This window comes from Nonomuraea sp. 10N515B (assembly GCF_052245915.1).
Classification (GTDB): domain Bacteria; phylum Actinomycetota; class Actinomycetes; order Streptosporangiales; family Streptosporangiaceae; genus Nonomuraea.
This window is the reverse complement of the sequence record NZ_JBQQBQ010000016.1, coordinates 86,124-102,711: the sequence shown is the minus strand read 5'-3', so window position 1 is coordinate 102,711 and position 16,588 is coordinate 86,124. Positions and strand designations below refer to the sequence as shown.

At 70.2% G+C, this 16,588-nt stretch carries 13 protein-coding genes; 6 read left to right on the top strand and 7 right to left on the bottom strand.

What is annotated here, in order from left to right; translation table 11 throughout:
- Positions 1-7: 7 nt before the first annotated feature.
- The 6 genes from ACTWQA_RS25040 to ACTWQA_RS25015 all read left to right on the top strand — a co-directional run bounded on the left by ACTWQA_RS25040 (position 8) and on the right by ACTWQA_RS25015 (position 6,446).
- On the top strand, positions 8-787 hold the full coding sequence (locus ACTWQA_RS25040) for an IclR family transcriptional regulator (RefSeq protein ID WP_443161522.1): 780 nt from the start codon (positions 8-10) through the stop codon (positions 785-787).
- Positions 788-960: 173 nt separating this feature from the next.
- Complete coding sequence (locus ACTWQA_RS25035) at positions 961-1,806, top strand: shikimate dehydrogenase (protein ID WP_443161521.1); 846 nt, start codon at positions 961-963, stop codon at positions 1,804-1,806.
- Between the two features lie 10 nt (positions 1,807-1,816).
- Entirely contained in the window at positions 1,817-3,544 is a 1,728-nt protein-coding gene (locus tag ACTWQA_RS25030; RefSeq protein WP_443161520.1) for a bifunctional sugar phosphate isomerase/epimerase/4-hydroxyphenylpyruvate dioxygenase family protein, read from the top strand.
- A 9-nt stretch (positions 3,545-3,553) separates the two neighbouring features.
- A complete protein-coding gene (locus tag ACTWQA_RS25025) occupies positions 3,554-4,258 on the top strand; it encodes a TetR family transcriptional regulator (RefSeq protein WP_443161519.1) in 705 nt (234 codons plus the stop codon).
- 107 nt (positions 4,259-4,365) lie between these two features.
- Entirely contained in the window at positions 4,366-5,673 is a 1,308-nt protein-coding gene (locus ACTWQA_RS25020; RefSeq protein WP_443161518.1) for an MFS transporter, read from the top strand.
- Positions 5,670-6,446 carry an N-acyl homoserine lactonase family protein gene (locus ACTWQA_RS25015; protein ID WP_443161517.1) on the top strand — a complete coding sequence of 259 codons (777 nt, stop codon included), beginning with the start codon at positions 5,670-5,672 and terminating at the stop codon, positions 6,444-6,446. Before ACTWQA_RS25020 ends, ACTWQA_RS25015 begins: the two co-directional genes overlap by 4 nt.
- Here ACTWQA_RS25015 and ACTWQA_RS25010 read toward each other — a convergent pair.
- The 7 genes from ACTWQA_RS25010 to ACTWQA_RS24980 all read right to left on the bottom strand — a co-directional run bounded on the left by ACTWQA_RS25010 (position 6,443) and on the right by ACTWQA_RS24980 (position 16,447).
- Entirely contained in the window at positions 6,443-8,518 is a 2,076-nt protein-coding gene (locus ACTWQA_RS25010; protein WP_443161516.1) for an outer membrane protein assembly factor BamB family protein, read from the bottom strand. The two genes, ACTWQA_RS25015 and ACTWQA_RS25010, sit on opposite strands and share 4 nt — an antisense overlap.
- Before the next feature lie 70 nt (positions 8,519-8,588).
- A complete protein-coding gene (locus ACTWQA_RS25005; protein WP_443161515.1) occupies positions 8,589-9,290 on the bottom strand; it encodes an ABC transporter ATP-binding protein in 702 nt (233 codons plus the stop codon).
- Complete coding sequence (locus ACTWQA_RS25000; RefSeq protein ID WP_443161514.1) at positions 9,287-11,092, bottom strand: branched-chain amino acid ABC transporter ATP-binding protein/permease; 1,806 nt, start codon at positions 11,090-11,092, stop codon at positions 9,287-9,289. Before ACTWQA_RS25000 ends, ACTWQA_RS25005 begins: the two co-directional genes overlap by 4 nt.
- Complete coding sequence (locus tag ACTWQA_RS24995; protein WP_443161513.1) at positions 11,089-11,958, bottom strand: branched-chain amino acid ABC transporter permease; 870 nt, start codon at positions 11,956-11,958, stop codon at positions 11,089-11,091. Before ACTWQA_RS24995 ends, ACTWQA_RS25000 begins: the two co-directional genes overlap by 4 nt.
- 1 nt (position 11,959) lies before the next feature.
- On the bottom strand, positions 11,960-13,102 hold the full coding sequence (locus ACTWQA_RS24990; protein WP_443161512.1) for an ABC transporter substrate-binding protein: 1,143 nt from the start codon (positions 13,100-13,102) through the stop codon (positions 11,960-11,962).
- A gap of 109 nt (positions 13,103-13,211) precedes the next feature.
- Positions 13,212-15,002 (bottom strand): thiamine pyrophosphate-binding protein, encoded by a 1,791-nt coding sequence (locus ACTWQA_RS24985; protein WP_443161511.1) that lies wholly within the window; start codon positions 15,000-15,002, stop codon positions 13,212-13,214.
- Entirely contained in the window at positions 14,999-16,447 is a 1,449-nt protein-coding gene (locus ACTWQA_RS24980; RefSeq protein ID WP_443161510.1) for an aldehyde dehydrogenase family protein, read from the bottom strand. Before ACTWQA_RS24980 ends, ACTWQA_RS24985 begins: the two co-directional genes overlap by 4 nt.
- Positions 16,448-16,588: the final 141 nt, after the last annotated feature.

Sequence of the window (16,588 nt, the reverse complement as noted above, 5' to 3'; positions counted from 1 at the left end):
GCACGGCATGCCTCGAACGCGTGAGCCGGGGCGGACGGTGAGCTCCCGCCTGCTGGAGATCCTCTTCGCCTTCCAGCCTGACCACCCCGACCTGAGCCTGGCCGATCTGGTGCGCATGACCGGCATTCCGCACCCGACCGTCCGTCGCCTGGCAATGGAACTGCTCGCGGCGGGCGCTCTCGAGCGCCGGGAGGACGGGCGGTTCACGGTCGGCCTGCGGTTGTGGCAGCTCGGGACGCTGGCGCCGCTGACCGAGTCGTTGCGGACGCTGGCCCAGCCGTTCATCGAGGACCTCCACAGCACGCTTCACCAGCATGTGCAACTGGCCGTCCTCGAAGGACACGAGGCACTGATCATCCAGCGGCTCTCCGCACCGCACGCTCTGGACCTGGTCTCGCACATCGGCGGGCGGCTGCCGCTGCATTGCTCCGGCGTCGGGAAGGTGCTCCTGAGCCATGGCGGACCGGAGCTGATCGAGAGCGTCCTGAACGGCGGGCTTCGCCGCTACACCCCGCGGACGGTGGTCGACCCGGCGGAGCTGCGCCACGAGATCGCGGCGTGCCGCCGGACCGGAGCCGCCGCCGTGCGTGGCGAGCTCACCGAGGGGGCCGACTCGGTGGCCACGCGCGTCGTCGACGGCCAGGGCCGGGTCGTCGCGGCGTTGTCGGTGGTGCTCCGCGCGGGCTCGGTCAAGCACCAGGCCGCACTGCCGTCGGTCCTGGCCAGTGGCCTGGGGATCTCGCGGCAGCTCGGCTGGCGTCCCGGCATCCGGATCCGCGAAGGCTGAGCCCTCCCGTCCGGCCGGGGGAGTGACTCGAGGAAGGAAGCACTCCCGTCTAGCCAGCTAACTCACTAGTACGTACATTAGAGAATCATGTCTCGAGTCCTGGTCCTCAACGGGCCCAACCTCCACGCACTGACGCTCACGCAGCTGTCGCACCTGCTTGAAAGGAAGAAGTGATGGCCTCGTTCCTGGTCGGGTTGATCGGCTCGGGCATCGGCCCCTCCTTGAGCCCGCCGCTGCACGAGCAGGAGGCCGGACACCACGGGTTGCACTACGTCTACCGGCTGCTCGACACCGACCGCCTCGGGTGTGACGTGGGGGAGCTGGTCCGCACGGCCCGCCGGTTCGGCTACGACGGGCTCAACATCACGCATCCCTGCAAGCAGGCTGTCATCCCGCACCTGGACGAGCTGTCGCCGGACGCCGCCACGCTGGGCGCGGTCAACACCGTGGTCTTCGACGGCGAGCGGGCCGTCGGGCACAACACCGACTGGACGGGCTTCGCCGAGTCGTTCGCGCGGGGCCTGCCCGATGCCCCGACCCACCAGGTCGTGCAGCTCGGCGCCGGCGGCGCGGGAGCCGCGGTCGCGCATGCGCTGCTCACGATGGGCGCCGACCAGATCACCGTCGTCGACGCGGACCCGGCGCGGGCGCGCGCCCTCGCCGGCGAGCTGGCCGCCCGCTTCGGCGCCGGGCGTGCACGCCATGCGCTCCCGGCCGAGCTGCCGGAACTCCTGGCCCAGGCCGAAGGTCTGGTGCACGCGACCCCGACCGGGATGGCCCATCATCCCGGCCTGCCGCTGCCGGCCGAGCTGCTCCACCCCGGCCTGTGGGTGGCCGACATCGTCTACCGGCCGCTGGAGACCGAGCTGCTGCGGCACGCGCGGGCCGCGGGATGCCGGACGCTGGATGGCGGCGGCATGGTCGTCTTCCAGGCCGTACACGCGTTCAGGCTGTTCACCGGCCGCGAGCCGGACGCCGAGCGGATGCTCGCCCACCTGACCGATCTCATCGCCGTCTGAAGGAGGAAGCGTGCGTAAGTCCATCGCCACCGTGTCGGTGAGCGGCACTCTCACGGAGAAACTGGAGGCGATCGCCGCCGCCGGGTTCGACGGGGTGGAGATCTTCGAGAACGACCTGCTGGCCTGCCCGCTGTCGCCGGAGGAGGTCCGGGCCAGGGCCGCCGATCTCGGGCTCGGTATCGACCTCTACCAGCCCTTCCGTGACTTCGAGGCGGTGCCCGCCGAGGTGCTGGCGCGCAATCTGCGCCGGGCCGAGCACAAGTTCCGGCTCATGGAGCGCCTCGGCGCGGACCTGCTGCTGGTCTGCTCGAACGTCTCCCCGGGCGCGATCGGCGACGACGAGCTGGCGGCCGGGCAACTGCGCCTGCTGGCCGAGCGGGCCGCCGAGCACGGCATCCGCATCGCGTACGAGGCGCTGGCCTGGGGGCGGCACGTCAACGAGTATCTGCACGCCTGGCGCATCGTCCGCCTGGCCGATCACCCCAATCTCGGCACCTGCCTGGACAGTTTCCACATCCTCTCGCGTGGCTCCGACCCGATCGGCATCGAGGCCATTCCCGGGGAGAAGATCTTCTTCCTGCAGCTCGCCGACGCGCCGCTGCTGGCCATGGACGTGCTGCAGTGGAGCCGCCACTACCGCTGTTTCCCTGGACAGGGCAGCTTCGACCTGGACGGGCTGGTCGCCAGCGTGCGGCGCACGGGCTACGCCGGGCCGCTGTCGCTGGAGGTGTTCAACGACGTCTTCCGCCAGGCGTCGGCGCAGCGCACCGCGCTGGACGGCATGCGCTCGCTCATCGCCCTGGAGCAGAGCCTGACAGGCGTGACGCACCCGGCCGTGCCCACCGGCTTCGCCTTCGCCGAGCTGGCCGACAGCGGCTCGCTCGGCGGGGTGCTGGCCGCGCTCGGCTTCGCGCGTACGGGGACGCATCCCACGAAACCGGTCGAGCTGTGGGAGCAGGGTGGCGCGCGGCTGCTGCTCAACGCCACCGGAGCCGACCCCGCACTCATCGCCCTCGGCCTGGACAGCCCAGACCCGGCGGGCGCGGCCAAGCACGCCGAGTCGCTGCTGTCGCTGGTCCTGCCGCGCGAGCGCGCCCCCGAGGAGGCCAAGCTGCAGGCGGTGGCCGCGCCGGACGGCACCGAGATCTTCTTCTGCGACGACGCCTGGCTCGCCGACTTCGCCCCCTCGGGACCGGTGGCCGGCCCGGTCACCGGCATCGACCACGTGGCCCTCACCCAGCCGTGGCACTACTTCGACGAGGCCGAGCTGTTCTACCGCAGCGTGCTCGGGCTGCGCCCGCAGGAGAGCCTGGAGTTGCCCGATCCGTACGGCCTGCTGCGCAGCAAGGCCATGTCGGGTCCCGACAGCGTGGTCCGCATGGTGCTGAACATCGCCCAGGTCGGCGCCGGCGGCCTCCCATGGCAGCACGTAGCGCTGGCCTGCGATGACGTCCTGGCTGTCGCCCGCAGGCTGCGAAAGGAGCATCCCGGTCTGCTCCTGCCGATCCCCGGCAACTACTACGACGACCTGGAGGCCCGCCATGGGTCCGATCCCGAGTGGCGTCACCTCGGCGTGCTCTACGACCGGGACGAGCACGGTGGCGAGTTCCTGCACCTGTACACCGTCACCGTGGGCCGGGTCTTCTTCGAGATCGTCCAGCGGATCGGTGGATACCAAGGCTACGGGGCAGGCAACGCCCCCATCCGGCTCGCCGTGCAGCATGCGGGAGGTCACTAGGATGGGCGAATGACCTCTCAACCCGCCGCCGCGTCCCATGTGCCCAGGTCCGGCACGACCGTACGTGTGCCCGGGTCCGGCACGTCCGAGCGCCAGCGGGATGCCGAGCGCACCAAGGCGGAGATCCTCGAGGTCGCGCAGCAGGAGTTCGCCCGGCACGGCTACGCCGGAGCGCGGGTGGATGAGATCGCCGCCCGCATGCGCACGACCAAGCGCATGATCTACTACTACTTCGGCAGCAAGGAGCGGCTCTACATCGCGGTCCTGGAGAAGGCCTACGCCGAGGTCCGCGAGATGGAGCGGGCGATCGAGGTGGAGCACCTGGCCCCGGTGGAGGCCATCCGCGCGCTGGCCGAGCTCACCTTCGACCACCACGACCTGCACCGCGACTTCATCAAGCTGGTCGCGATCGAGAACATCCACCAGGCCGAGCACATCCGCAAGTCGGAGGCCCTCGCCGGCCTCGGCACGCCGGTGCTCGACCTCATCTCGCGCATCCTCGACGCCGGCACGGCGAGCGGCGACTTCGTCACCGAGGCCGACGCCATCGACGTGCACATGCTGATCAGCTCGTTCTGCTTCTTCCGGGTGGCCAACCAGCACACGTTCGGGGCGCTGTTCGGACGGGACATGACCGCGCCCGAGCACCGTGCCCGCTTGCGCGCGATGGTGGGGGATGCGGTCGTGGCCTATCTGCGGGGCGCGGGCGCCTGATCCTGGTTCGCGTGCTTAATCCTGCGGCAACACCCTTGTAATGTACGAACCGGTGAGTTAGTTTCCTGTCACCGCACTCCCCCCGACGTCACCGTGAGGAGCATATTGTGACGGTGCAGGGCAAACCCCGCAAAGCGGCCATTGCGGCCTGGATCGGTAGTGCCTTGGAGTACTACGACTTCTTCATCTACGGCACCGCGGCCGCGCTGGTCTTCAACAAGATCTTCTTCCCGTCCTCTGCCCCCGCCACCGGGACGCTGTTCGCGCTGGCCACGTTCGGCGTCGGTTATCTGGCCAGGCCCGTGGGCGCCTTCGTCCTCGGGCATATCGGCGACAAGTTCGGCCGCAAGCGGGTGCTGGTCACCACGCTGGTGATGATGGGCGGCTCCACGTTCCTGGTCGGCTGCCTGCCCACCTACGACCAGGTCGGCGTGCTGGCGCCGATCCTGCTCGTGGTGCTGCGCCTGATGCAGGGCTTCTCCGTCTCGGGCGAGCAGGCGGGCGCCAACTCCATGACGCTGGAGCACGCCCCCGAAGACCGGCGCGCCTACTACACCAGCTTCACCCTCAACGGCACGCAGGCCGGTCAGATCATCGCCACCGCGATCTTCCTGCCGATCGCCGCGCTGCCCGAGGACCAGCTCCTGAGCTGGGGCTGGCGGGTGCCGTTCTGGCTGAGCGTCGTGGTGGCGGTGGTCGGGCTGGTCATCCGGCGCACGCTGGAGGAGACGCCCGCGTTCGAGCAGGAGGTCGCCACCAACACCGTGCCGAAGATGCCCCTCGCCGTGCTCTTCCGCGAGCAGTGGCGCGACGTGCTGCGCGTGGTCGTCGCAGCGGTCATCGCCTCGGTCAGCACGATCTTCACCGTGCACGCCCTGTCCTACGCGGTCAACACCATGGGCCTGGAGCGCACTCCGATGTTGTGGGTCGGCGTGCTGGCCAACGTCGCCGCGGTGATCACGATCCCGCTCTGGGCGAGGCTGTCGGACCGGGTCGGCCGCAAGCCGGTCTTCATCGGCGGCTCGCTGGGCTGCGCGGTGCTGATGTTCGTCTACCTGTGGTCGATCTCCGCCGGAAACCTCTTCCTGATCTTCGTGGCGGGCATCGTGATGTTCGGCATCGTGCACAGCGCCACCAGTGCCGTGTGGCCCTCGTTCTACGGCGAGATGTTCACCACGCGGGTCCGCCTGTCCGGCATGGCGATCGGCACCCAGATCGGATTCGCCATCGCCGGCTTCGCGCCCACGGTGGCCACCGCCGTGGCCGGCACCGGCCCGGAGAGCTGGCTCGGCGTCTCGATCATCACCGCGGTGGTGTGCCTGGTGAACGTGGCCGCGGTCGCGACCGCCAAGGAGACCTACCGGGTGCCGACCGAGCAGCTCGGCGTCAAGCTCCCGGGGCGGGTGAAGGTATGAGCGGCTGGCGCGTCCACGCCGTACGCTACGCCCAGCGTGACGCCCGGCGCGGCGAGCACTTCCACGGCTACGAGCCCGGCGGGGAGAGCTCCCACCCGACCGCCTACTACGTCTGGCTGGCGGTCTCCGGCGAGCACACGGTCGTCGTCGACACCGGCATCGCGCCGGAGCGGGCGGCGCGCGTCGAGGGCATCGACTACCGCTGCTCGCCCGTCGAGGCCCTGGCCGAGCTGGGCGTCGCCGCCGAGTCGGTCGATGACGTGGTGCTGACCCACCTGCACTACGACCACACCGGCACCGCCCACGAGTTCCCCCGGGCCCGCTACGTCGTGCAGCAGGCCGAGCTCGACTACTGGACCGGCCCCTGGGCGGAGCGGATCACCCGCGAGCGCTGGCTGCTCAACGACCACGACCTCGCCCACCTGCGCTCCGCCCGCAAGGAAGGCCGGGTGCAGGCGGTGGACGGCGACGCCTTCGTGGTGCCGGGCCTGAGCGTGCACCTGGTCGGCGGGCACACCGCGGGCATGCAGGTGGTGCGGGTCGCCACCGCCCGCGGGCCGGTGGTGCTGGCCTCTGACGCCAGCCACTTCTACGAGAACATCGAGAATGACCGTCCCTTCCCGATCCTGCACAGCATGACCGGGATGTACGGCGCCTTCGACCGCATCAAGGAGCTGGCCGGCGGCCCCGAACTGGTGGTCGCCGGCCATGATCCGCTGGTGCTCGAACGGTTCCCTCTGCTTGGGAGCGACGTCGCCGTGATCGCGCCTTAGGCGGGCAGGACCTCGATCTTGCCTGTCGGGCGCGGGCTGTGGCTGTCGTTGAAGAAGTACTCGCCGGGCTTGGTGAAGGTGTACTGGAACGACTCGCCCGGCTTGAGCCGGACGTCGAAGAGCCCTTCGAAGAACTGCGTGGCCCCGTGGACGTGCACGTTGTCGGGGGGATTGACGAAGGTGACGGTGGTGCCGACCGGCACGCGCAGGTGGGTCGGCGCCATGGCGTTCACGGCCGTGGACTCGACCGTGCCCACCTGGCCGGTGGCGGAATCGTAGATGCGGGCGAGTACGACGGTGTTGTTCACAGCGCTTCCGTCCACCGGACTTCCGGAGACCGGGCGGCGGACCACGGGTGCGGGCGGCGTGGCGGCCGGGGGCACGGTGCCGCCGAGTTTGAAGGCCCACAGGTGGTCGCCGCGCGCCGCGGAGTTGCCGTACGGGATGCTGGTCCCGCCCGCGTAGACCGCGATGTACTGCTCGCCGTCGATCTCGTACGAGATGGGGCTGCTGCTGACCGCGGCCCCGGTCTGCCAGCGCCACAGCTCACGGCCGTCCCGAGCGTCCAGGCACAGCAGGTTGCCGTCCGGCTGGCCGATGAAGAGCAGGTCGGAGGCGGTGGTGAGGATGCCGTTGCCGTGGGCCAGCGAGTACGGCATGTTCTTCTTCCACCGCACCCGGTTCGAGCTCGGATCGACGGCCACGACGCCGCCGGTCATGTACTCGCCGGGCGGGCGCAGGCCGTTGGACGCCTCGGTGAGGGAGTGGGCGGCGGCGACGTAGCCGAAGCCGGTGTACACCAGGCGAGTGCTGTGGCTGTAGGACTGGTGGTTCCAGTCGGCGCCGCCGCCGTGGCCCGGGATGGTCAGGATGGGCTCGTCCCAGTGCGGCGTGTACAGCGACCCGATCGTGTAGTTGGGCACGGCCCGGTGCGGTGCTCCGGGGATCTCGGTGCCGAGCGGCTGCCACACGGGGGTCTGCTCGGTCCAGCCGCCCTGGCGCGGGAACGGCTGCGTCGGCCACGTCTTCTGCCGCGGCTCCTGCGGCACGGGCACCTCGTCGATGCCCAGCGGGGCCGAGCCGTCGGCGCGGTCGAGGATGTAGTACATGCCGGTCTTGCTGCCGTACACGACCAGCTTGCGCATCCGGCCCCGGACGCGGGCGTCGAGCAGGACGGGCGCCATCACGTTGTCCATGTCCCAGATGTCGTGGTGGATGGACTGGAAGTGCCAGCGGTAGGCGCCGGTCTTCAGATCCATGGCCACGATCGAGTTGGCGAACAGGTTCTGGCCGCCGCGCTGTGAGCCGTCCTGGGAGGAGCGGGCGCCCCTGGCGTTGCCGAACGTCCAGTAGATCAGCCCCAGCTCCGCGTCGATGGCGCAGTGCATCCAGGGCGTGGCCCCGCCCGTCTGCCAGGAGTCGCCCTCCCAGGTGTCACCGCCGACCTGGCCGGGGCTTGCCGTTCCCCAGAAGTGCCAGAGCAGGTCGCCGCTCTCGGCGTCGAAGGCGAGCGCCGCGCCGCGCGGGCCGTCGTTGGTGCCGCAGTAGAGCATGCCGTCGTGGTAGGTGACCGCGACCTTCTCCAGGTTGCCGTACCCGTTGTGCTGCCGCTCCCAGATCACCTGGCCGGTGCGCTGGTCGAGGGCGATGAGCCAGTTGTCGTTGCCGCAGGTGAAGACCTTGCCCGCGCCGACCGCCACCCCGCGCCGGGTGACCGCGCCGCGCGTCTGCGCGTACTTCCAGATCGTCGCGCCCGTGCGCCCGTCCACCGCGACGACGTTGCCGAGGGCCGACTCGATGTAGAGGATGCCGTCCACGGCTACGGCGGTGCTCTGGCTGTTGCCCGCCATCAGCCCGCCCTCGATGTTGTTCACCCAGGCCGCCCGCAGCCGGCTGACGTTGCCCGGGTGCAGGTCGCGGAGCCCGGTGTGGCTCTGGTTCGCCAGGTTGCCGCCGACCTTCGGAAAGTTCCGGTCGCCGACCTTGGTGGCCGCGGAGACCGGCCTCTGCCCGGCTCCCGCGAGCGCGACGGCGGCGACGGCGCCCGCGAGTAACTCTCTGCGACGGACCATGATCATCCTTTCATGTTCCACTATGTGGACGGTTGTATCCGACTGATGGACGCACCAAAGATTCGGGCTGTCACAGGCCGAGATAGATCCGCCGGACCTCGGGGTCGTTGCTCAGCTCCGCCGAGGTGCCGCGCGCGGCGATCTCACCGTTCTCCATGACCAGGCAGGTGGTGGTGACGTCGAAGGTGAGCTTGGCGTTCTGCTCGACGAGCAGGATGGCCAGGCCGGCGGCGTTGAGCTTCTTGAGGACGCCGGCGATGTCCCCGACGAGCTTCGGCGACAGCCCCATCGAGGGCTCGTCCAGCAGCATCACCTTGGGGCGGCACATCATGGCCCGGCCGACGGACAGCATCTGCTGCTGGCCGCCGGACAGCGCGCCGGCCAGCCTGCCCCGCATCTCGCCCAGCACCGGGAACAGCTCGTACACCTCGTCGATCGGGGTGCGTTTCCAGCTGCTGGTGTACGCGCCGAGCAACAGGTTTTTCTCCACGGTGAGCCCGGGAAAGACGTGCCTGCCCTCGGGGACGTAGCCGATGCCGTGCCGCACCAAGGTGTGGGCGGGCGCGCGCAGCAGATCGTGCTCGCCGAAACGGATGGTCGTGGCCTGGCGTGGGGCCAGGCCCATGACCGCCTTGAGGGTGGAGGTCTTGCCCGCTCCGTTCGCGCCGATGATGCCGAGCGACTGGCCGGGTTGGACGGTGAAGGACACGTCGTGGGCGGCACGGACGCCGCCGTAGTGAACCGACAGTCCCTCCACGGTCAGCGTGGTCATCGGGCTGCCTCCTCGACGGCGGCCTCGGCGGTCGCCTCGGTCGGTGCGGACATCGAGTCGCCGAGGTAGGCGGCGACCACGTCGGGGTGCACGGCGACCTCGGCCGGCTGGCCATCGGCGATCACCTTGCCGCTGGACAGCACGGTGACCTGGTCGCACAGGGACATGACGAGACCCATGTTGTGCTCGATGACGATCACGGTGACGCCCGAGTCCCTGATGGACCGGACGATCTCGGCGAGCTGGCGCACCTCTTCGCCGTTGAGCCCGGCGGCCGGTTCGTCGAGCAGCAGCAGGGTGGGGGACATGGCCATGGCGCGGGCCAGCTCGATCCGGCGCTGGATCCCGTACGGAAGCGAGCGCGGCTCGGCGTCGGCCACCTCGGCGAGCCCGAAGCGTTCGATGAGGTCGCCGGCCCGCCGGCGCAGCGCCCGCTCATACCCCAGCACCTTCCACGGCAGGCCCGGATAGCGCCAGATCCACGAGGTGCGGGTGCGGTCCAGGCCGAGGAGGAGGTTCTCGCGCACGCTGAGGTCCTCGAACAGGCGCAGGTTCTGGAAGGTGCGGGCGACGCGGCGCAGCGACAGCTGGTACGGCGCCATCCCGGTCACGTCGCGCCCGCGCAGGACCACCGATCCCTGGCTGGGCGTGTAGAAGCCGCTGATCACGTTGAACAAGGTCGTCTTGCCCGAGCCGTTGGGACCGACGATGCCGCGGATCTGACCCGTGGGAACGGTGAGAGACACGCGGTCGAGGGCGACCAGGCCCCTGAACCGCATCGTCACGTCCCGGATCTCCAGCGCGTCCTCCTCGCCGGCCTGCGGTGCGGTGTCGTAGGGCTGGAACGGGCCGAGCTGGGCCCGCGAGCCGCCGCTGCGCCTGCGCAGCAGAGATCGGAGCTGCCCGGGCAGGCCCGCCAGCCCCTTGGGCGCGAACACCACCACGAGCACGACCACGAGGCCGTAGCCGAGCTGGGCATAGCCCGAGGCGTCCAGCAGCGCCTCCCTGACCAGGGCCAGCGCGATGGCGCCGACGACGCAGCCCAGGATGCTGCTGCGGCCGCCGATGATCACCATGGCGAGCAGCAGGAACATGTTGGCGATGTTGAACGACTCGGGCGCGACGAAGCGGATGAGCCCGGCGTACAGGATCCCGGCCAGGCCGCCGTACAGGCCGGACAGCACGAACGCGGTCATGCGCAGCAGCGGGATCTCCGCCCCGAGCGCCCCGGCGGCCAGGTCGTCGTCGCGCATCGCCCGCAACCGGCGGCCCAGCGGCGAGCGGGTGACGAGCAGTGCGAAGGCCAGGGCGACGGCGAAGACGATCAGTTCGACGTAGTAGAAGAGGTAGCCGCTGGACAGGTCGATGCCGAACATCGGCGGGACCGGGATGTCGCTGATGCCCTCGGCGCGGCCGGCGATGTGGGCGTTGGTGACCCAGTTGGTGAACGCCAACGCCAGGCCGAGGGTGACGATGCCGAGGTAGTGCGACTGCATGCGCAGCGCCGGGATGCCGACCAGCACGCCGAACACCACGGCGGTCAGCAGCGCCAGCGCGGACGCCGTCCAGAAACCGAACTCCGCCTTCGTGGTGAGGATGGCGACCGTATAGGCGCCGACGCCGAAGAAGGCGACCTGGGCCAGGTTGATCTGCCCGGCCACCCCCATGGTCAGGCCGAGCCCGATGGCCAGGATCGCGAAGATGATCGCGACATCGGCGACGTGGATGGCGTAGCCGCCCAGGCCGTACGGCAGCAGCCAGGCCGCCACGACCAGTGGCACCAGCCAGATCAGACGTTTCATGCGCGGTTCACCGTTGCCTCTCCGAAGATGCCGGTGGGGCGGATCATGACGATGACGGCGAAGACCAGGAAGGTGACCAGCTCGGAGTACTCCTGGAAGTTGCCGGCGGCGAAGGAGTCGAGCAGGCCGAAGACCAGGCCGCCGACGATCGCGCCCGGCATGCTGCCGAAGCCGCCGAGCATGGCCGCGGCGAAGCCCTTGATGCCGAGCGTGCCGCCCATGGTGGGGTTGACGTACAGCATGGGTCCGACGAGGCTGCCCGCGAGCGCCGCCAGGCCCGCCCCGATGGCGAAGGCCATGGCGTTGCTGCGGCCCACGTGGATGCCGACGGCGGTGGCGGCCTGGTGGTCCATGGCCACCGCCTGCATGGCCGCGCCGCGCTTGGTGCGCTGCAGGAACAGCGCCAGCAGCCCGGTCGCGGCGGCGGCCACGGCGATGACCAGCAGGCTGTAGGTGGGGATGCGGATTCCGGCCAGATCGATCGGCCCGGTCGCGACCGGGGACGGCACGGCGTGCCCGGTGGCGCCCCAGACGAGGACCGCCCCCGCCTCGAGCACGGCGCCGAAGCCGATCGTGCCGATCAGCATCAGCGTGAAGTCCTTGTTCTCCAGCGGCCGCAGGAAACGCTCGATGACCAGGCCGATCAGGGCGGTCACCACGATCGCCACGATGATCGCCACGGCGAAGGGCAGCCTGCTGGCCATGTAGAAGGTGGAGGCGGCGTACGCGCCGATCATCACCACACTGCCGTGGGCGAAGTTGACCAGGCCCATGGTCCGGTAGACGATCGAGAACCCCATCGCCACCAGCGCGTACACCGCCCCGAACGTGACCCCGCCGATCAGGGTCTGAAGGAAGACCTGCACGTCAGCTCGCGGCCTCGGGTACGACCTTGCCGTCCTTGACCAGGCCGATCTTCGTTTCGTGGATGCCGACGCCGTTGGCGTCGTAGTTGTAGGTGCCCAGCAGCCCGGCCCGCTTGACCCCGCGGATGGCGTCGGCCAGCTTCTGGCCGCCCTCGCCGTTGGTCTGCTTCAGCGCCTCGATCATGATGGACGCGCCGTCGTACGCCTTGGCGACGTGCATGCGGGCCTCCTCGTTGTAGGCGGCCTTGTACTTCGCGGCGAACTCCTTGATCTCCGGGCTGGCCTCGTTGCTCAGGTACGGGGAGCTGACCACCGTGCCCTCGGCGTTCTCCAGCCCGGCCGTGGTCGCGTACACGTCGGTGCCCGCGGGGGCGCCGCCGGCGAAGACCGCCTTGATGCCGAGCTCGCGGGCCTGCTTGGCGATCAGCCCGGACTGCACTTCCTCGGCGCCGATGAACAGCACCTCCGGGTCCTGCTCGCGGATCTTGGCGAGGTTGGCGTTGAAGTCCTTCTGGTCGGGGGTGACGACCTCGTCAGCCAGCGGCGTGACGTTCCTGCTCTTGAGCGAGGCGAGGAACGCGTCGTGCTCGCCGGACCCGTACGCGCCGTTGTTGCTGATCAGCGCGATCTTCTTGTGGCCCTTGTCATCGACCAGGTATTTGGCGAGCGTCTCGTCGAAGGTGACGCTGGTCGGCGCGTTGAGGAACAGGAACGGGCTCTTCAGCTCGGCGAGCTTGGGCGACTGGCCGGAGGTGATGTTGGGGATCTTGGCGTCCTTCAGGATGGGCGCCATGGCGAGCGTGACCGCGCTCTCCGCGGTGCCGAGCATGGCGATGTAGCCCTCGGCGGCGATCTTCCTGGCCACGTTCGTGCCGACGGTCGGGTCGCCCTGGCTGTCGAACAGGTCGAGCTTGATCTGCCGTCCGTTGACGCCGCCGGCCTTGTTGACCTCCTCGATGGCCAGCTTGACGCCCTTGTGCTCCCACTGGCCGAGCGAGCTGAGCTGACCGCTCTGCGCGTTGACGTTGGCGATCTTGATGGGGCCGGTCGCGTTCGCCTCCGAGCCGGTGGACGGGCCGGGAGGGGCGCAGGCAGCGAGGGCTATCAGGGCCGCGGCTGCGATGGAGAATCTCGTGAAATGCACGGTTCACCTCGTAGGGGGGTGGGTGAGAACTAATTCACGGACTAGTGCGTTAGTTATAACGTCAGGATGCGACTCAGGGAATCTCGAACGTGCAACGGTTTCGGGTGGGTCAGTCGGCGAAGAGTCCCTGGTAGATGTCCTTGATGTTCCAGTGGCCTGGCGTCGGCACCGGTTCGTTCACCATCGGCACATCGATCACCGCGGGGCGTCGGTTCGCGACGGCCTTGAGCAGTGCCGCGCCGAGGTCGGCGGGCGTGGCGACGGTGTAGCCGTCGGCGCCGCACGCCTGGGCGAAGGCGGCGAAGTCGGGGCTGTAGGGCTGCCCGGCGGGGTCGGTGAAGTCGCAGCCGTGGCTGCGGCCGAAGTGCGCCGACTGCAGGTCGGAGATCGTGCCGTGGGAGCGGTTGTTCATCACCACGAAGATCACCGCAGCGCCCTGCTCGACCGCGAGCGGCACGGCGGGCAGTTGCGCGCTCATCCCGCCGTCGCCGATGAGCGCGATCACGGTCCTGGCGGGCTGGGCGAGCTGGACCCCGACCGCGGCGGCCGGTCCGAAGCCCATGGTGGAGGCGCCTCCCGGGGTGATGAAGCGGCCCTCGGCCGGCAGTTCGTAGCACTGGGCGACGCCGTTCTTGTTCCACCCCACGTCGGTGACCAAAATCGCGTCGGCCGGGATCGAGGCGCGCAGGTCGGCCAGGATGCGCTCGGGGCGCAGCGGGAAGTCCGCGCTGCGGCCGCGCTCGCGGCTGGCCGTGAACAGCTCCGACCGCGCCCGCAGGATCTGCTTCCGCAGCTCGGGCCTGGTGCGCGCGGGATGGGACGTGGTGGCGTCGGCGATCGCCTTGACCGCGAGCCCCACGTCGGCGACGGCGCCGATCTCGGCCGGGTAGTTGCGGCCGATCTCGGCCGGGTCGATGTCGATCTGGATGAGCGTGCTTCCGGAGAAGTCCCAGGTGAAGCGGGGGTCCCACGAGCTGGCGTCGGTCTCGGCGAAGCGGGTGGCCAGGGCCAGCACCACGTCGGCCTCGCGGGCATAGGTGTTGGTGAGATCCAGTCCCCAGAAGCCGGGCATCCCGAGGACGAGCGGGTGGGCGTCGGGGACGGTGCCCTTGGCCATGAGTGAATGGGCGATGGGGATGTCGAGGTGCTCGGCCAGGGAGATCAGCGCCTCGGTGCTCGATGTCGCCGGGTCCGCGACGGCATCTTCACGCAACCCGCCGCCCACGTAGATCAGCGGCCGGTCGGCGGCGGCCAGCCGGGCCGCGATCAGCTCCGCCGTCCCCTCCGGCAGGCCGGGCGGGACCGCGTGGCCGGCCGGGGGATAGGGCGCGGCGGGCCGGGAGAAGACGTCCATCGGCACGTTGACCAGCACCGCGCCCGGACGGCCCGAGGTCGCCGTCCAGAAGGCGCGCTCGACGAGGCGGCCCAGGTCCTGGGCGCGGTGCACGTTCCAGGCGCGCTTGACGAACGGCCGGAACACGCTCGCCTGGTCGGCGTCGGCGTGCAGGTTGATCTCCTGGTGGGGATGGCGGCCGTGGTAGTAGGACGGGATGTCGCCGGAGATCACCACCAGCGGCACCGAGTCCAGGGCGGCGGTCATGACGCCGGTCGCGGCGTTGGTCAGGCCGGGGCCGACGTGCACGAGCAGCACACCCGGCTTGCCGGAGGTGCGGGCGTAGCCGTCGGCGGCGTGCGCGGCGGCCTGCTCGTGGCGGGCGATCACGAAGCGGATGCGGCTGTCGGCCAGCGCGTCCAGGACGGCGATGTTGGTGTGGCCGCAGGTGCCGAAGACGTACTCGACGCCGAGCTCCTCGAGTTGCGCGACGAGCGCGTGGGCGGCTGTGGTGCCGTGGCCGCCGGCCTTGACACCAAGGTGACTGTGCTCACTGCGTTCGGTCACTTGTCTCCCCAGATGGTCAGGCCCTTGAGCAGGAGGGTCTTGGTCACGGTGAAGTCCTCGATCATCCAGCGGGGCGACTCGCGGCCGATGCCGGAGTCCTTCACCCCGCCGAACGGGACGTGGTCGAGGCGGAAGTTGGACGAGCTGTTCACGACCAGGCCGCCGACCTCCAGCTCGCGCCAGGCGGTCACGATCCGGCGGACGTCGTGGGTGAACAGCCCGGCCTGCAGCCCGTACGGGCTGCGGTTGCACTCGGCCAGGACCTCGTCGAAATCGTCGTACGGCAGCACGGCGACCAGAGCGCCGAACACCTCCTCGCGGACGACCTTGGCCTCGGCGGGCGGGGCGACGACGACGGTGGGCGCCATCACCGCGCCCTCACGCGTGCCGCCGGTCGTGACCCGGGCGCCCTGGCCGGCCGCCTCGGCGCTCCAGCGGACCACCCGTTCGGCCGCGTCGTCGTCCACCATGGAGCCGACGTCGGTCCCCGGATCCAGGGGATCGCCGACGATCAGGGCCTTCACCTCCGAGGTCAGCGCGTCGGCGAACTCCTCGAACCGGCTGCGGTGGACGTAGACGCGCTGGACCGAGATGCAGCTCTGCCCCGAGTTGCTGTAGCCGGTGCGGGCGCACACGAGTGCCGCGCCGGCGATGTCGGCGTCCTCGCAGACGATGGTGGCGGCGTTCCCGCCGAGTTCGAGCATCACCCGTTTCGGGCCGGCGGCGTGGGCGACGGCGTGGCCGGCCGCGACGCCGCCGGTGAAGCTGATGACGGCGATCTCCGGCGCGGCGCACAGCCGCGCGCCCACGTCGCCGCCCCCGTGCAGGATCTGCACCGCCTCCATGGGCATCCCGGCCCCGAGGAGCAGCTCGACCAGCGCGGTGGAGACGGCCGGGGCCTGCGGCGGCGGCTTGACGATCGTGGTGTTGCCGGCCGCGAAGGAGGCGGCGAGCTTGTGGGCGAGCAGATTGGCGGGTGCGTTGAACGGCGTGATCGCCAGCACCGGGCCCGCCGGGGCTCGCTGGGTGATCGCGGTGTTGCCGACCCCGCGACCCCAGCCCGCCACCGGCAGCACCTCGCCGCCGATCATCCTCGCCTCGGCGGCGGCGACGGACAAGGTGTCGGCGACGCGCAACACCTCGCCACGCCCGTCCTTGAGCGGTTTGCCCAGTTCCAGCGCCAGCAGGCCGGCCAGCCGATCGCCCTGCGCGGTGACTGCGGCGGCGGCCCGTTCCAGGATGTCGGCCCGGGTGGCGGGCGCCAGCCGCGCGACCCGCCTGGCTGCCTGCCGGGCATAGGTCAGGGCCGTGGTGATGTCGGCAGGTAGTGCGGTTCGCGCCCGGCTGACAGGTGCCCGGAGGTAGGGACCCATGCGGTCGGCATGGGGACCTTCGGTCAGCCACTCCCCGGCGACTAAGGACCCGGTTTCGTGGATGGTGTTCATGGTGACTCCCACTGGATCCGCGCAGCGGTTCTGATAGTCCGCACTATGGATTTCCTCACGGTATGAGGACTGCGAAGGTTCTGGCAAGAGGGCCAGGCAATCCACTTGATGGAGCATATGGACCGCTAAGCGGACTCGGTG